The sequence below is a fragment of the Endozoicomonas sp. G2_1 genome, from assembly GCF_017744155.1.
Lineage (GTDB): Bacteria > Pseudomonadota > Gammaproteobacteria > Enterobacterales > Alteromonadaceae > JAGHQT01.
This window is the reverse complement of the sequence record NZ_JAGHQT010000001.1, coordinates 168,993-184,371: the sequence shown is the minus strand read 5'-3', so window position 1 is coordinate 184,371 and position 15,379 is coordinate 168,993. Positions and strand designations below refer to the sequence as shown.

At 41.0% G+C, this 15,379-nt stretch carries 16 protein-coding genes; 6 read left to right on the top strand and 10 right to left on the bottom strand.

The genetic code is table 11. The features are described 5' to 3' along the window. Nucleotides 1-169: 169 nt before the first annotated feature. From J7384_RS00800 to J7384_RS00785, 4 genes are all read right to left on the bottom strand, one after another. A complete protein-coding gene (locus tag J7384_RS00800; protein WP_209110251.1) occupies nucleotides 170-550 on the bottom strand; it encodes a DUF3192 domain-containing protein in 381 nt (126 codons plus the stop codon). Nucleotides 551-698: 148 nt separating this feature from the next. Beyond that, a complete protein-coding gene (gene xni, locus J7384_RS00795; protein WP_209110250.1) occupies nucleotides 699-1,544 on the bottom strand; it encodes a flap endonuclease Xni in 846 nt (281 codons plus the stop codon). A gap of 35 nt (nucleotides 1,545-1,579) precedes the next feature. Beyond that, a complete protein-coding gene (gene ppnN, locus J7384_RS00790; RefSeq protein WP_209110248.1) occupies nucleotides 1,580-2,938 on the bottom strand; it encodes a nucleotide 5'-monophosphate nucleosidase PpnN in 1,359 nt (452 codons plus the stop codon). A gap of 90 nt (nucleotides 2,939-3,028) precedes the next feature. Further along, the gene (locus tag J7384_RS00785) at nucleotides 3,029-4,612 is read right to left on the bottom strand and encodes a diguanylate cyclase (RefSeq protein ID WP_209110247.1); all 1,584 of its coding nucleotides are present in this window, start codon (nucleotides 4,610-4,612) and stop codon (nucleotides 3,029-3,031) included. A 204-nt stretch (nucleotides 4,613-4,816) separates the two neighbouring features. Here J7384_RS00785 and J7384_RS00780 point away from each other — a divergent pair, with 204 nt between their 5' ends. Continuing rightward, nucleotides 4,817-6,661: a PDZ domain-containing protein gene (locus J7384_RS00780; RefSeq protein ID WP_209110245.1), complete on the top strand. Its 1,845-nt coding sequence runs from the start codon at nucleotides 4,817-4,819 to the stop codon at nucleotides 6,659-6,661. Nucleotides 6,662-6,804: 143 nt separating this feature from the next. Here J7384_RS00780 and queF read toward each other — a convergent pair whose 3' ends face one another. Next, a complete protein-coding gene (queF, locus tag J7384_RS00775) occupies nucleotides 6,805-7,668 on the bottom strand; it encodes an NADPH-dependent 7-cyano-7-deazaguanine reductase QueF (RefSeq protein WP_209110243.1) in 864 nt (287 codons plus the stop codon). Nucleotides 7,669-7,733: 65 nt separating this feature from the next. On the opposite strand from queF, the gene syd reads away from it, so the two are divergent. Both syd and J7384_RS00765 read left to right on the top strand, forming a co-directional pair. Then, nucleotides 7,734-8,291, top strand: a complete 558-nt coding sequence (gene syd / locus J7384_RS00770) for a SecY-interacting protein (RefSeq protein WP_209110241.1) — start codon at nucleotides 7,734-7,736, stop codon at nucleotides 8,289-8,291. Nucleotides 8,292-8,372: 81 nt separating this feature from the next. Continuing rightward, complete coding sequence (locus tag J7384_RS00765; RefSeq protein WP_209110240.1) at nucleotides 8,373-9,299, top strand: tetratricopeptide repeat protein; 927 nt, start codon at nucleotides 8,373-8,375, stop codon at nucleotides 9,297-9,299. 237 nt (nucleotides 9,300-9,536) lie between these two features. On the opposite strand, the gene J7384_RS00760 is transcribed toward J7384_RS00765, so the two are convergent. Continuing rightward, the gene (locus J7384_RS00760; RefSeq protein WP_209110238.1) at nucleotides 9,537-10,364 is read right to left on the bottom strand and encodes an oxidoreductase; all 828 of its coding nucleotides are present in this window, start codon (nucleotides 10,362-10,364) and stop codon (nucleotides 9,537-9,539) included. Between the two features lie 52 nt (nucleotides 10,365-10,416). Beyond that, complete coding sequence (locus J7384_RS00755) at nucleotides 10,417-11,313, bottom strand: hypothetical protein (protein WP_209110236.1); 897 nt, start codon at nucleotides 11,311-11,313, stop codon at nucleotides 10,417-10,419. A 265-nt stretch (nucleotides 11,314-11,578) separates the two neighbouring features. Between J7384_RS00755 and J7384_RS00750 the strand changes: the two genes are divergently transcribed. Next, a complete protein-coding gene (locus J7384_RS00750) occupies nucleotides 11,579-12,061 on the top strand; it encodes an SRPBCC domain-containing protein (protein WP_209110230.1) in 483 nt (160 codons plus the stop codon). Between the two features lie 31 nt (nucleotides 12,062-12,092). Next, nucleotides 12,093-13,001 (top strand): AraC family transcriptional regulator, encoded by a 909-nt coding sequence (locus tag J7384_RS00745; RefSeq protein ID WP_209110228.1) that lies wholly within the window; start codon nucleotides 12,093-12,095, stop codon nucleotides 12,999-13,001. A gap of 110 nt (nucleotides 13,002-13,111) precedes the next feature. Here J7384_RS00745 and J7384_RS00740 read toward each other — a convergent pair whose 3' ends face one another. After that, nucleotides 13,112-13,573: a Rid family detoxifying hydrolase gene (locus J7384_RS00740; protein WP_209110226.1), complete on the bottom strand. Its 462-nt coding sequence runs from the start codon at nucleotides 13,571-13,573 to the stop codon at nucleotides 13,112-13,114. Between the two features lie 62 nt (nucleotides 13,574-13,635). Next, the gene (locus J7384_RS00735; RefSeq protein ID WP_209110224.1) at nucleotides 13,636-13,980 is read right to left on the bottom strand and encodes a hypothetical protein; all 345 of its coding nucleotides are present in this window, start codon (nucleotides 13,978-13,980) and stop codon (nucleotides 13,636-13,638) included. 192 nt (nucleotides 13,981-14,172) lie between these two features. On the opposite strand from J7384_RS00735, the gene J7384_RS00730 reads away from it, so the two are divergent. Continuing rightward, nucleotides 14,173-14,547, top strand: a complete 375-nt coding sequence (locus J7384_RS00730; RefSeq protein ID WP_209110223.1) for a DUF3192 domain-containing protein — start codon at nucleotides 14,173-14,175, stop codon at nucleotides 14,545-14,547. Between the two features lie 112 nt (nucleotides 14,548-14,659). Here the strand turns inward: J7384_RS00730 and J7384_RS00725 are convergent, their stop codons facing one another. Continuing rightward, complete coding sequence (locus J7384_RS00725; RefSeq protein WP_209110221.1) at nucleotides 14,660-15,352, bottom strand: putative glycoside hydrolase; 693 nt, start codon at nucleotides 15,350-15,352, stop codon at nucleotides 14,660-14,662. Nucleotides 15,353-15,379: the final 27 nt, after the last annotated feature.

Below are 15,379 nucleotides of genomic sequence, written 5' to 3'. Positions count from 1 at the left end.
TGATCGGACTTTAGCCAATCACAGGGCGCAATATTATACACTAGAGCAAGGGCTTGCTCTAGCTGAAAGCTATGATAAAAGCTTTTAAGGCCTCAATCATAGCTCGACTTTAGTCGTATCAGGGTAAAACAGGAAGGTTACGGTTGTGTGAACTTTGAGCAGGTTGAGGCTAGCCTAACTCGACAAAACGCTGATAAGCCGACTGACCAATGCCCATCAGTACACCGTTGACAAATAACAGTGCGGTACATTCATCTTGCGTGGTAATACCATCAGACTTCATGTGCTGAGTGCGATAGAACATCACTTGATAGTTTTGGTTATCCACCTTTTTAGCTTCGGTAATGTCTGGGCTACCTAACTCAGTCAACGCTTGGTCAAAGGTAAAATTATCGAGTTGAAGTTTGGCGATGTATTGTTTGTTGTAGGCCTCTCGATCTTCCCATCTCATTTTGGCGGGATCATCATCGTAGAGCACCACAACTAGCACCACAAAAATTGCGTAAGCAGCTAATGCCAGAAAAATAAAAGAAAGTACTTTTTTGTTCATATTTGATTTTAATACAACGTTAATAGCTTAATAATAACGAGCATCAAGCTTTTTTAAAAGAGTGATTCATCGGTTTTTTATACCACTACAGCTTTATCGTAACCTTAGTATTTAAGGCTTTAGTATTTAAGGTTTTAGTATTTAAGGTTTAGTGCTCAAGGCTTTGCTCTACTTCCATTTCACTAGCGGCAGGTTCTTGCGCTAAACGGATGTCTTTTAAGTTAAAGCCAAGCGGAATATCCTGTTTTAAGGTCAGTAACTGCCTAGTTAATTCAATTTGCTCATTGGCTTGTTCAAACTTGGTTTTAACACTGGCCTTGAGGCTATCACAAGCTAATATCGCCCCAAGTGAACCGTGTTCCTTCAATAGCTCTGCCGCTGTGATTTGACCAATACCGGCAACACCGGGAATTTTATTGGTGGTATCACCAACCATGGTCCAAAAGTCGAGTAGTTGACTGGCGTTGACTTGAAACTTTTGCTGTACGTAGTCTGCATCTAAGTAACGGCGATTAAAATAGTCGTATACCTTGATATGTTCAGATAACAAGCTCAAAAAACATTTATCAGTCGAGATAATCGTCGTGTATTGTGCTCTAAGTGCCACTTTTACTGACAGGGTTGCAATCAGATCATCGGCTTCGTCTTGCTCTGACTCTAAGGAGTCGACCCCTAAATTCATAAAGCTATCTTGAATTTCGTTTAATGCTTGAGCGAGGTGCTCAGGCATTTTCTTGCGACCTTTTTTGTAATCGGGGTAGAGCTGATAGCGCCAACAGGGTTGTTGACTGTCAAAGACCGCTAGCGCGTGACTGGGCTGATGAATATCAATAATGTTAGAAAGTGCTTGTAAGCAAGCTTGTTTGGTATTGTGAACTACTTGTTTTTTGGTGTTTTCAGCCAGCTCGTGATTCAGCAAAAACGGGCGTTCCTGAACCGCGTAAATACGCCGAATCAGGTTGAGAGCATCGATAAGTACTAAATGAGCTGGCATGATTCCCCTTGTTCTTAGAACGCGTTTATCTGTCGTTATTTGTTGCTAATGATGTAGCAAGGTACGTATTTGCTGCCCGGTAACTTCATTCTTTGTTGGTCTACAAAAGAGCTCAGCAGTTTATCCATCTTAGCCATAATATAGTTTTCACCGCTAAGTTCAAACGGGCCGTGTTCGCGAATGGCTTTTATCCCTTGCGACTTAACATTACCTGCAACAATCCCTGAAAAAGCTCGGCGCAAGTTGGCTGCTAACTCGGCGGTATCAAGTTCGCGACTGAGCACTAAATTAGACATATTGTCGTGGCTCGGTTCAAACGGTTGTTGAAAATCAGACGCAATTTTTAGTGACCAGTTAAAGTGGTAGCTATCGCCAGTATCTTTTCGATAAGCCATGACTTGCTCTAAATCAGCCTTAAACGTTTTGGCAACATGCTCAGGATCGTCAACAATAATTTGGTAAAGCTTTTGTGCTTCACTGCCAAGGATTGAACCGATAAAGTTATCAATTTCCTCAAAATAAGCAGCGCTCTCTTTTGGCCCAGTAAGAATTATCGGCAGCTTTTGTGCTTTATTGTCACTGTGTAGCAAAATACCTAGGATATATAACAACTCTTCTGCGGTACCAGCGCCGCCAGGGAAAATAATAATACCGTGCGATAGTCGAACAAATGCCTCAAGGCGTTTCTCGATATCCGGCATAATCACCAACTCGTTAACAATGGGGTTTGGCGGCTCGGCGGCAATAATGCTCGGTTCAGTTAAGCCTATATAGCGGCCATCATTGTGGCGCTGTTTAGCATGGCCGATAGTCGCGCCTTTCATAGGGCCCTTCATAGCGCCAGGACCACAGCCCGTACAAATATTAAAGCCGCGCAAACCAAGTTGGTAGCCGACTTCTTTCGTGTACTTGTATTCTGTTTGGTTAATTGAGTGACCGCCCCAACAAGTAATTAAATTGGCATCGGTATCAGGCTTGATCACTTCGGCGTTGCGCAAAATATCAAAGACGATATGGGTAATTTGCTCACTGCTGTACTGATTTGTTGAGTAAGCCTCACTGTAGCGACTATTGGTAAACAAAATATCGCGAAGCACTGCCGATAGATGTTCTTGAATGCCGCGAATCATCTTACCGTCAACAAAGGCGTGTTCTGGCGGATTTTTTAAGTCGAGTTTAATGCCTCGCTCGCGAGGTTGTACTTCGATGTTGAAGTTGAGATATTGTTGATAGATTTCTTCGGCGTCGTCGGTATGACTACCAACGTTTAATACCGCAAGTGAACAGTTTCGATACAGTGTGTATAAGTCACCTGTGGTTGATGATTTTAGTTGGTCCACTTCAAGTTGTGACAATAAATTCATATTGCCAACAGGGTTGATTTGAATATCCATAAGCGCACTCCTGTTTATACTGATTGTCAAGCTATTTAAAGCATTGGGCTTTCCATGAATAACAATAGCTGATGAGAATAGCGACGGTAGTTATGCGTAAACCACCGTATTTTTTCCTTCTTTTTTCGCTTGGTAGAGGGCTTCGTCAGCGCGCTCAAAAGCGAGGTGAACATTGTCGTTATTGTTGATGTGGGTGGCTCCGACAGAAACCGTAATACTGACCTTATTGTTTTTAAATTTAAACGGCAGTCGAGCGATTTTGGTTTTTAAGCTATTTAACGTTGTTGTTAAGGTGTCTTGATCAACGCCTGAAAAAATAAGTACGAATTCTTCGCCGCCATAACGAGCAATAAACGCTTGTTCGTTAAGTTGTTTTTTCATGGTGTTGGCAATCACTTGAAGTGTTTTATCACCAGCTGTGTGGCCATAAGTATCGTTAATGCGTTTAAAGTCGTCCAAATCTAGCACCACTAATGCTAAGTCAAACGGCTTGTTTTGGTAACGTACCATCTCTTTGGCAAAGTGTTCGTCAAAGGCGGCGCGGTTGTTGAGTTTGGTCAGGCCATCTTGGCTGCTTTTAACCAGCTGCTCATGTAAGCGAGCTTCAAACTGTTTACTTTCTTGCTCCAACGACTTTATTTTTGACGACATTTGATTGAGCTGAGTTTCTAACTCTGCCTGCGCATTAGATTCGTGAGCCATTTTTTGCTCGAGAATTTGAGTAATTTGCTGCAGTTTATCGTTGATATCGTTTTTCACTTCAGTCAGTGAATCGGCGCTTTCAACGGTCGCGCTCATCTCGGCAAACTGCTGCTGCAGCTGGTCGTTAAAGTCGTCGTGTTGTTCTTTGTTTTTAGCCGACGACTGCAGTGAACTTTTAACAGCGAACTGCGCTGTTTTTAGCGTTTTACTCAGCGATGATAAAAAGTTTTTCGCAGTGTCGCGCTCTTGCTTTAAGTCGGCAGCAATAATCTGGAAGACTTCGAGCAAATTGCCTTGTAAATCGTCAAAGGTTTTACTTTGGCTAATTTCGACTTTTAGGCTAACGAGCTTAGTTTGGTGACGCTCAGACAGTTTTAAGTGGGTGAGAATGGTTTCAACACGCGCTAAAAATTCGCTGTCCAAGGCACCTGACGCTGTCAGCTTTTCAATGTCGACGGCCAACAGGGCATTGTCGGCAATATTGGCATTGTTCTTCACTGCTGAATCGTAGATTAGTAACAATTCAGTGAGCAGTGGAATATATTCAATTTGCGTATCTTTCGATTGTTGATTGCTATTGAGCAGCGATCGCAATTCTCGTCTTACTTTGTCTGGCAAGCCGTTGGCTTTTTGCAGGCCTTTACCTGCTTGAGTAAATTGCTGATGCAGAATTCGAACGTTAACGTCATTTTTTTGCGTATACTGTTGTAGTAATTGAGAAATGACATCAATTTGTTTTTCTATGTCGCTAAACGAGGCTGACTTAGTTAAGTTGGCGCGCAAAATCGCAAGCTTGTTATCAAGCTCAATACTCATCCCTTTGCACACTAATGAAAACTTACTAATAAATTGCAAAAGTAGGGAGGATTGATGTTTTAGATCTTCTTCAACCGCCGCTCTAGATTGTATGGCGTTATCGAGCTTTTTTTGTAAGGTTTGCAACTGTTTTACTGCAACAGAGTCATTACTCATAAAGTTATTGTCCATTAATCCATTGGCTAGCGCATCGCGAGAAAATAAAGGATAAAGCCGCGCTAGTTAATAATCCTCTAGTATATGCCAATTCACCTGATAACCAAGGATTTTTTCAGTAATTCTAATGAAATTTTTTGTCTGGGCTTACCAAAGTTTAAGCGAGCGGTTACACTGATAGAAAATAGTTATATGTAAGTTTTTATGTCTTCTTTAATTTCTCATTTCTCTTTACCTCGTGCTGTTAGTAAGTCGCTTTCTGCACTTATCTTGGCAGCGTCAAGTTGCACGTCATTAATCGCGTATGCTGAGAAAACAAAAGTTAATATTAATATTGACCAAGCTGAACACCATTTGGCAAAAGTCAGCATAGTGTTGCCGTCTGAGCAGCGCGGTAAATTAACTGTTAAGTTGCCGACTTGGCGTACAGGCCGCTACGAAATTTTAAATTTGGCCAATGGTGTTAGGCACTTCAACGCTCATGACAGTAGTGGTCAAGCATTAGCTTGGACTAAATTAGACAAAGATACGTGGCAAATCGCAACCAATGACGACAAGCCAGTTAAAGTTAGCTATCAGCTTTACGCCAACCAGTTGGGTAAGCGCACTCGCCATATTGATGATAGCCATGCGTTTTTAGATGCTTCTGCAGTGGTTATGTACAGTGATGAATCACGCGAGCAAGAACATCTTGTCAGTTTGCAGGTACCTGAAGGTTGGCAAAGTGTCAGTGGCCTAGCCACGGGTGATAAACCGCATCAATTTATCGCACCAAACTACGACGTGCTTGTGGATTCGCCGATAGAAACCGGTGATCTTGAAGTCCACGACTTTGCTGTTGATGGTCGCGATTACCAATTGGCGATTTGGGGCAAAGGCAATTACGACAGCGAGCAAATGGTTAAAGACTTAACTAAGTTGGTTCAAACGGGGGATCACATTTGGTCAAGCTATCCTTACGAGCGCTACGTTTTTATGGTCCATGCAACCAGCGGAGCACGCGGCGCTACCGAGCATCTGAACTCAACCATTATTCAGCGTTCACGTTATAGCTTTTCTGATCGCAAAGACTACTTGAGCTTTTTGTCGACGGCATCGCATGAATTTGTTCACACTTGGAACGTAAAACAGTATCGCCCAGAAGGATTAGTGCCTTACGATTACCAAGGCGAGAATTACTCGAATTTGCTGTGGTTGTCGGAAGGCTCCACCAGTTACTTCCAAAATCAGTTGTTGTTTAAAGCCGGCATCATGACTTCTAAAGAGTTTTTAGAAGATCTTGCCAAACGAGTTGACCGCTATACTCGAAAACCAGGGTTAGACAGTCAAACCGTTGCAGAAACGAGTTTTAACAAGTGGATAGAGCAAGGTGGCGATTATGGTCACAACCACGGTGTCAATATTTACAGCGAAGGCTATTTGGTGTCTTGGTTATTAGACTTTGATTTGATTGCCGATACTAAAGGTAAAAAGTCTTATCGCGATGTTCACAACGAGCTTTATCGCAACTACAGTATTCCAAAAACCTTTAATGAAAAAGACATGCTGTCGGTGTTGCAAAAGGTTAGCGGCAATTCTTATCAAAACTGGTGGCAGCAGCATGTGCACGGCCATTTAGCACCAAATTTTGATAATTTGTTGGCAAATGCGGGGTTGAAAATTGTTTACGGCGTCAAAGCCAAAGCCGATGCTAAACTAAAAGCTTGGTCTGGTTTATCAACTAAAACCGACAGTATGGGCTTAAAAGTCATTTTAGTTGAGCGCGACAGCCCAGCATGGCAAGCGGGGATGACCACTGATGACATTATTGTCGCTGTTGATGGGTTGCGTATGGTTGATAAAGACTTATCAAAACGGATGAAAAACTTTAAACCGGGACAAAAAATTACCGTTAGCTTTTTCAGGCGTGATCAGCTTGTTACCAAAGAAGTCACCTTGTCCGGCTTACCTAAAGATAAGCTCAAAATCGTGCCAGTGGCTAAGCCAACTCGTAAGCAAAAAGCGTTTTTTAAAGCGTGGACGGGCGTAGAGTTTCCGGAAGCTAAATAACGGATAGCGACAAAATAAGATATCGCCGAGCTTCGGCGGTATCATGTAGCAAAGCACAAATAAAAAAAGAGGTTCGTTACTAGCAATCTAGTAAGACCTCTTTTTTTATTGCCGATACTTTTACTACAGAAACTAGGTGTAAATTACTGGCGCAAGCCTCTGGCATTTGGCGCGCTGATATTTTCCGTTGAGCGAAACGGGTTAATATCTAAACCACCGCGTCTGGTATAACGGGCGTATACAGTTAGTTGTTGTGGTTGGCAATACTTTTGAATATCACAAAAGATTCGTTCAACACACTGTTCGTGAAATTCGTTGTGCTGTCTAAATGAGATCAAATACTTAAGCAGCGCTTGTTGATTGATTTCTGTGCCGCGATAACTGATATACACGCTGGCCCAATCCGGCTGGTTGGTGATTAAACAGTTAGACTTTAACAAATGGCTAACCAGTGTTTGTTCAACAACCGCATTATCTTGCTCGCTTTGTGAAGGCGCACTCTCAGCCAAATGTTCAGGATTGAACTGGTAGTCGTCAATAGTGATATCAATATCGTCAATGCATTGCCCTTCGAGCGCTGCTATGACGAGCGCAGGGCAATCGTCTACTTTTGATAAAGTCACTTGTGCCGGCGCTTCAACAAGCGCTGATAAATCGCTAATCAGTGTTTCTTGAACTTGTTGCCAAGAATCAAAGCGCGACTGGTTAAAGCTGTTTAAATAGAGCTTAAATGACTTAGACTCAACAATATTGACACTGCTGCACGGGAAGCGAAACTCTGCTACCGCCACAACTGGCTTGCCCGACGGCGTTAACCAAGAAAGCTCATAACCGTACCAAACATCTTCGCCATAAAAAGGTAAGTTATCGTTACTTAACGCTAAGTCGTCACGATTTAAACTGCGGGGTACTGCTTGAAGTAATTTTGGGTTATATTCGCTGCTATATTCGGTTGTTTGGCCTAAGGTCAAAGACTTAAGGGCTTCAGCCCCTTGATATGTAGACATATTTTTTGGCAATTAATTAATAGTAATTGATAAACGGTTACTATTTTATAGGAAAACACCTCTCGATGAAATCTTCAGCTCAGCAAGTTAAACAAGCACTACTGCAATTTGCTAACCAGTACACGTTGGCACACCGTGAAAAGCACGGCCAATTGCCAACCATTGAGCGCGACACAGATTGGCCATCGCCTTGTTTACAAGGGCAACAAGATAAAGATAACGATTTTTGGCAGCCGGTTGAAGTGAATGACGGTCTCAGTTTTGACAACGTAGAACAAGCACTTGAAATGGAACTTCATCAAGACTTTAAAGCCTACTTCACTAGTATTTACAGCGAAAGTTTAGCGGCCACGTGTGAGCACGGCGGCTTAGAGTTGTTATTTATTTGGAGTAAAGATGACTTAGCCCGTTTGCAAGAAAATATCATCGGTCATACGGTGATGAAACGCCGACTAAAACAACAAGTTTCGCTATTTTTTGCGGTAACCGATGAAGAAGATAATATTCTTGTCCTTAATAATGAAACCGGTGAAGTATTTGTTGAACAGGTGGGTCGAGAGCCAAGCAGGAAATTAGCTGATTCATTGGCCGAGTTTATTGAACAGTTAACGCCCGTGGTTTAATTCAAATGTTTAATGCTAATCTCGAATGGTGATGTGAATACTCGATTGAATAATTGTTTGATTGATAAAATGGAGTGAGAGATGAATTTTAATACGAGATTGTTGTTATCGACGTTATTGGTGTCTACGCTAGCTTTTTCTGGTTTTTGCACTGCACAAACAGGTGATTCAGCAAACCAAACGGCCGGGACTGAATCACAAGCTAAGGCGTCTGAACTCAATATCGATAAACCGCTCTACAAGCCATTTATTGAGCGTTATATTCTCGATGAATTAAAACAGTTACGCCAAGATCAGCAAGCGATGCGCGCCGAATTAACGGATAAAGTCACCAATGCGCGCTTAGATGTTTCTGATCGCGCAATCCGCTACACAGCCGACACCACTAATAACGTTTTTTACATCATCACTACGGTTGCAACGCTTCTGGTGTTATTGGGCTGGAAGTCCCTCAAGGATATTAAGGACAACTTAGTGTCAGTGACTGAACAGCGACTTGAGCGTATGACCCAAGAGTATGAAAAAAGGCTCAATGCAATTGAATTAGCGTTAAAAGAGCGCTCAGATCAAATCGTCGCCGCTCAACAAAATATCTCCGATAATGCACTGATTCACTCATTGTGGATGAGGGCAGGGCTGGAAAAGAGTGAACACGAGAAAATTAAGATTTACGACCAAATTTTAGATGTAAATCCCAACGACGTTGAAGCGCTTACCTACAAGGCTGACACTTTACTCGATTTAGACGAAGACTCATGGGCACTATCGCTCGCTAACCAAGCCATAGAAAACGACAGTGATTACGCATTGGCTTATTGGCAAAAAGGCTGTGCCCAAGCCAAGCTCGGTTTTGAAAATGAAGCGGTTGCTGATATTAAAAAGGCAATAGAATTGTCGCAATCGCTGCAATCAGAGTTGCCTATTGAGTCGTATTTTGAAAACTTAAAAGAGCATCCTGAGTTTTCAAAACTGGTTGAATCGAGTGTCGTCGCGGAAGAGCAAGCGTAACAAGCGTAAATAGTTTCACATTACTCATAGGGATATTTGGAGAACAAAACCTTTCGTCTAGCTCATTGGTGGATTTACTGTTTATGTGGGTTGGTATAGCACTTACCAAAAATACTGGTATGTAAGTGAACAAAATATCTTGAGACAATGTTCCTCGCCAAAACTGAAAGGAACATATACCGTCATCTTTACTTTGAATTACGGAACCCTAAAAGCTAAATCCAGATAAATTAGAGTTTACTTAACCATTCTCGTAATGATCCAATCATACAAGCGATCGCCGCCCCATTTTCTAATAAACATGATAGGTTTAACCATAGCGCCACCCGCATATCGTGGTTTAGGTCGCTTAGCTCGAATAGCCTTTAATACAATATTTGTGATCACTGATGGTGGCGAACTGTTTTTGTTGTCTTTTTCAGCATCTCGTGAAAAATCAACTAACGAATTGACCATTGCGCTATAAGGACCATTTCCATATTGTTCTGCGAGTGGGTTGATTGATACATCATTAAACTCAGTTGATATTGCTCCAGGTTCAATAATGACAACATCAATATTAAAAGGCTTAAGCTCGACACGAAGGCTATCGCTCCAACCTTCCAGTGCATGTTTAGACGAAACGTACCAAGCGCCCATTGTAAAGTAAACCTTGCCTGCACCTGACGAGATATTGATGATCTTGCCAGACTTTCGCTCTCTCATACTTGGCAACACTTTCTGAGTTAACATACCCAAACCAAATAGATTGACTTCGAACATACGTCTAGCTTCGCCAATAGGTACTTGCTCAACTGGCCCTTGAGTAGCATAGCCTGCGTTGTTAATTAAAATATCTATGTGACCTTCTAACTTAATAATGTGGTCCACAACCTTATTTATGTCTTCTTCCTTGGTTATATCCATGCCCAAAGGAAAACCGCCGAGCTCAGCTAAATCAATCATTTGCTCTACTCGGCGTGCCACTGCATATACCTTAAAGCCAGATTTAGTTAGTGTTTTTGCCGTTTCTTTGCCAATGCCTGACGATGCACCTGTGATAAGCACAATTTGTTTTTTGTTCATAATATCTCTCTAAGCGTTTTAACCTTGTTTGAATTCAAAATGGTTACGGCAATTAAAATTGACCGTACCAATCAACCATTTGCTTAGGATTTTCGGCGTGATAGGTATAACCTCTAAAACGTTGCTTAGTGCCTTCTATCCAATACAACTTCTTTTGCTCTGCTGGAATAGCATTAAATATTTGTTGAACATCATCTGAAAAGGTAAATGAATCATCTTTTACCTGCGTTACTAGCGTTGGAATTTGTACGACTGCGGCATCAATAATTGGCGAAGAGTCTTCAATTTGATAACCCCAAATTTCTCGGTATTTTTGCTCAAATGCTCTGTAGCCTTTTTCTCCTAGCCACATATTTTTACTCAGGCGCCGGATAAGCGCTTCGCCAGAAATTGGCTGTACCAGCATCATGGCTTTAATATCTTTGAAAGCTTCAGGCTTTTTATTCATCGCCACTAACGTTGCATTGGCACCTAAACACATACTATGAAGGTAAACATCCATGCTCTTGGTCGTTGCACGGCCTTTAATAAACTCCAAAGAACCCAACACGTCTTTATATTCGAAAAACTTAGGGTTATAACCGCCATTTTGTGAAGGCGCACTGAAACCATGATTTCTTAAGTCATAAGCTAAGATGTTATAACCTGCTTCATGTAACGCTTTGTATTTAGGTAAAAAGTTTACTTCAAACCCACCGGCATTTTTCCAAGGTTTAATATGGCCTGCATAGCCGTATCTATTGCCCGATGAGAAGTGATTACAAATCACAACTTTATTAGACTCGACTTTAGCAGGTATAAACCAACCTTCTAAATTAACGCCATCTTCAGCTGGAAATGAAACATCTTCGTACTCCATCCCATACTCGTCTGGTCTTCTTAAGATAGGGGTTCTCGGTACTTGAGCAATCACTTTTGCCACTTTACCCATTAGAAATTCTGAGATCATAAATAACTCCATCATCGACTTCACCCATCATTAGGATGGTGTGCGTTTGTTAAGATGGATGCAGTTTATAATTTGTTTAAAAAATCGACTTAAACATATTCAGAAAAAAATTATACATTTTAATAAGTCGACCATTTAATGATAAATAACTTATAATTTACAGTCACTTATAAGAATGTATACGTGTAAGTAGAATATGTATACGCAACTTATTAGAGACAAAAATATACTGCCTACATCGAGTTAACTTGAAGAGGTAGAAACTATGCCAATCACACCTATTGCCGGCTTATTTGAAATCGCGCTTTCTGTTAGCGCTTTACTAGGCCACAAGTCAGTCAAAGCTGAAATAATCATCTCATCTGAACCAGAAGTCGTATGGCAAGTTCTAACGGATCTTGAGTCATATCCCCAGTGGAATCCAGTATTTGTGGTTCTAGACGGCGAGTTCAAACAGGGTGGTAAGGTGAGCTACCAAGTGACTGAAGCAGAAAATAAATCAGCAACTATTTCCGCAAGTGTAAACAAGATTGTTCCTAACAAATTGATTAATCAATCTGGTGGTCTTTGGGGCGTCATTACATTTGATCATACTTACACTCTTACTGAAGTAGAACAAGGCACGAAAGTGACTATTTATGAAGAGTACACTGGTGCCTATGTTCATTTTTGGGATGAGAGCCAAATTGCTGAACAATACAAAAAACTTGCCCAAGCATTAAAAACCCGAGTTAATGAGTTAAACTGAAATGTATAACCTAGTCAAAAGTGCAGGACAGATGAAAAATATTGTTCATATATCAACTATATCTGAGGTACATCAGGCACTTGGTTTACCATCACCAAAGCATCCACTTGTTTCAGTTATTGAAATTGACAAGGCTGTGACAGGTTATGACTATGGCGATCATACCTATATATATGGCTTTTATCAGGTAGCGTTTAAAGCGGGTATAAAAGGCGAAATTATCTATGGCCGTAATAGTTACGACTTTGAGCAAGGTAGCTTGGTTTTTAGTAAGCCTGGTCAAGCTCAAAGTTATGCTGAAACCGAAGAAATGGAAGGAGAAACAGGCTGGGTATTACTGTTTCACCCCGATTTAATTCGACGCTTTGATGTTGGAAAAAATATTGAGCAATACTCCTTTTTTTCATACGAAACACATGAAGCATTGCATGTTTCAGAAGATGAAAAAAAAGTTCTACAAGAGCTAATTAGTCAAATTGAAAAAGAGTACTGCAACAATATCGATAAACACACGCAAAAGCTGATTGTGTCGAATATTGAATTAATTCTGGACTATTGCACCCGTTTTTACGACAGACAGTTTTACGTTCGCGCCAATCATAATCTCGATATGTTAGCAAAGTTGGACAACCATCTAAAAGACTACTTTGACCAAGAAAAGTCACTCGAACTAGGCTTACCTACCGTTAAATACTTTAGCGAGCTAATGAATATGTCTTCTTCATATTTAAGTGACATGTTGAAAAATGCAACAGGGCGTCATGCTCAACAGTATCTACAAGATTATTTACTAGAAAGAGCAAAAAACCAGTTACTGGCCACAGATGATCAAATAAGCCAAATTGCATATGGCTTGGGCTTTGAATATCCGCAGCACTTCAGCAAGTTATTTAAATCAAAAGTTGGGTTAAGTCCTGTCGAATACAGAAAGATAAGCTAAGTATAATAGTCAGTAAACGTCATATATAAGACTGTCAGATTTGCTAGAGTATTACTAATCAAACCTGACAGTTTGATTTAACTATATTTTGTGCGAGTTGATGCGTTGTTCTAACTTTTCTTAACCGCAGTGCATTCTATTTCAACTTTTGCACCAATGGCGAGGCCACTTGCCGCAAAAGTTGTTCTGGCTGGATAGGGCACAGTAAAGTGACTGCGGTAAACTTGGTTTAAGTCTGCAAAGTCTTTCATATCGTCCAGTATCACCATGCATTTGACGACATCACTCATTTGATAATCGTATTTATTTAAGGTTTGCTTAATATTTTTTAGCGCCTGATCTGCTTCGGCTTTAATACCACCCGCAGGCAATTTTCCGGTACTTGGATCAACGCCGAGTTTACCAGCAAGATATAAAGTGTCCCCCACTTTAACTGCTTCAGAAAAAGGTGAAGTACTTTTACTGCCTTTATTGAGAAATGTCACTTGCTCAGCCGATGCACTGCCGAGCGAGCTAAGTGCTAATACCGATGTTGCCAGTAACGTCATTGAGAGTTGCTTAAGTGTTTTCATAGCTGCCTTCTTTATTGTGATTTTGTTTGGGCTAGAGTTGATTGTTTTGCCTAACGTACTCGTTATTTGAGCGACTTACTAAGACCTGAAATTACAACTTTTAGTTCATCAATTTCACGCTGTAATGGCGTGATCAGTTCCGTAATTTTATCGTTAACCGCTTGATCGATTAATTGCTGTAATTGCGCTTGGTCACTATTGAGCGCTTTATATTCATTGGTTAACTCATTATTGCCTTTGGCAGGCGCAACAAAGTCAGGTTCGTGTTGCCAAACTTTCAAGGTCTTAATTATTACGGGCAGTGGAGTCGGTTCCGTCAGTTTTGTTTTTACTAAAGCAACCGTTGGCTTTTTACCTTGGTTGGCAAGCTGGTTTGCTATGATGAAAATTTGCTCATTGGTGGTCATTTTGCTTAAAAACCTTTTTTGAAATTAACTAGATATTAGCGCTTTCAACTAAGCTTGTCTCGATAAAATTAACTGAATCCAAAATTATTTTAATAAATTCAATTGTTTATGTTTTTGGTTTGGCTTTTGCTATTTCAAAAGCAAGTTTCAACTAATTGTTTTAGATAAAAATATTCATTGAGGGAGTTCATCATGAAAAAAGTTTTATTAGCGAGTTTAGTCGCATTGCCATTAGTCACTGGTTTAACTGGCTGTGTTATCGCTGTTGGTGGTGATGACGAGCGCGGTCACTACAGTTATAACGATCACGATCGCGCTTACAAAAACCGCCAAGCGATCAGCAAAATTAGCTTGGGCAGCAGTTTTGCCGATACCCAAAACCGTTTAGGTGTTGCAGACTTTAACGAAACCTTTAAAGAGGGCGACGATTTGGTCAAAGTATTGTTTTATCGCACTCACCGCGTTCACAAAGACGACTTAACCACCAAAGACGAATGTACTTACTTAAAGTTTGTTAATGGTGAGTTAGTGAGCATTGGCGCTGGCGAAGAGTTCGCAAGAGGCTAACAGCTTTACGCTTTTAAGGAAAAAATGTGATTTAACGCAAAGCCAGTGGTTATTACCACTGGCTTTTTTAGTGACTAATTTTTTAGTGCTAGAGTAAGTAGCGCTTGGTCAGCTAACTGCATTTTGCTAGTGTTTCTTTGGGAGCGTTAGTGATTAAGCGAACGTCTAAGAAGCTTATGGTAAACTTGCCTTCAGTCGCGAGTACTAGTGGCGCACTAATTTTACTGAGGTCTGCGCCAGCTTTGTCAAAACACGATAAATTGACACTAATTCTAACCCATTGATTTAACGGTAATGATTGAAAGAGTTTAGTCATATCCATGCTACCGGCGCACGGGTAGCCACAATCCATTTTTAAATCAACTTTCTTGCTTGGCTTTTGTTCAACTTTCAGCGCCATCGTGATAGCACCGTTTTGGTCTGACAATGCTTGATAGTCTTTGGGCTCTGCACTTTGCCAAACAAATTGGCCGAGCTGGCCGCGCCATTCTATTTTCAGGTGATCGCCTATTTTACTGTCTTCTTGTAAGCTCACAGTCACTTTTTCGCCGTCTACGGTTGATGTTTGTGGATCGTAGTGGGGCACCATCCAATTTTCAGCACTGCCAACAAATGGTTGCCATGGCGCAAGGCTTTGCTTGGCAAAAATAATACTTTCTGACGGTGTTATTGGAGGATAGCTGACTTTTTCGTCGTCGGCGTAGCTCAGCAACGACCAACAAGCTGATAGCAGTAGTAATGTCGTAGCTACAATTTGTCGGTGAAAGCGTGCAACTGTAGTCGTTTGGAAATCAATCTTCTTCATGTGTAGCCTCTGCCTTTAGCGTATTTT

Excerpts from the sequence above, each read along its gene's own strand:
- J7384_RS00800 (WP_209110251.1), bottom strand. The coding sequence starts at position 550 with ATGAACAAAAAAGTACTTTCTTTTATTTTTCTGGCATTAGCTGCTTAC.
- xni (WP_209110250.1), bottom strand. The coding sequence starts at position 1,544 with ATGCCAGCTCATTTAGTACTTATCGATGCTCTCAACCTGATTCGGCGT.
- ppnN (WP_209110248.1), bottom strand. The coding sequence starts at position 2,938 with ATGGATATTCAAATCAACCCTGTTGGCAATATGAATTTATTGTCACAA.
- J7384_RS00785 (WP_209110247.1), bottom strand. The coding sequence starts at position 4,612 with ATGAGTAATGACTCTGTTGCAGTAAAACAGTTGCAAACCTTACAAAAA.
- J7384_RS00780 (WP_209110245.1), top strand. The coding sequence starts at position 4,817 with ATGTCTTCTTTAATTTCTCATTTCTCTTTACCTCGTGCTGTTAGTAAG.
- queF (WP_209110243.1), bottom strand. The coding sequence starts at position 7,668 with ATGTCTACATATCAAGGGGCTGAAGCCCTTAAGTCTTTGACCTTAGGC.
- syd (WP_209110241.1), top strand. The coding sequence starts at position 7,734 with ATGAAATCTTCAGCTCAGCAAGTTAAACAAGCACTACTGCAATTTGCT.
- J7384_RS00765 (WP_209110240.1), top strand. The coding sequence starts at position 8,373 with ATGAATTTTAATACGAGATTGTTGTTATCGACGTTATTGGTGTCTACG.
- J7384_RS00760 (WP_209110238.1), bottom strand. The coding sequence starts at position 10,364 with ATGAACAAAAAACAAATTGTGCTTATCACAGGTGCATCGTCAGGCATT.
- J7384_RS00755 (WP_209110236.1), bottom strand. The coding sequence starts at position 11,313 with ATGATCTCAGAATTTCTAATGGGTAAAGTGGCAAAAGTGATTGCTCAA.
- J7384_RS00750 (WP_209110230.1), top strand. The coding sequence starts at position 11,579 with ATGCCAATCACACCTATTGCCGGCTTATTTGAAATCGCGCTTTCTGTT.
- J7384_RS00745 (WP_209110228.1), top strand. The coding sequence starts at position 12,093 with ATGAAAAATATTGTTCATATATCAACTATATCTGAGGTACATCAGGCA.
- J7384_RS00740 (WP_209110226.1), bottom strand. The coding sequence starts at position 13,573 with ATGAAAACACTTAAGCAACTCTCAATGACGTTACTGGCAACATCGGTA.
- J7384_RS00735 (WP_209110224.1), bottom strand. The coding sequence starts at position 13,980 with ATGACCACCAATGAGCAAATTTTCATCATAGCAAACCAGCTTGCCAAC.
- J7384_RS00730 (WP_209110223.1), top strand. The coding sequence starts at position 14,173 with ATGAAAAAAGTTTTATTAGCGAGTTTAGTCGCATTGCCATTAGTCACT.
- J7384_RS00725 (WP_209110221.1), bottom strand. The coding sequence starts at position 15,352 with ATGAAGAAGATTGATTTCCAAACGACTACAGTTGCACGCTTTCACCGA.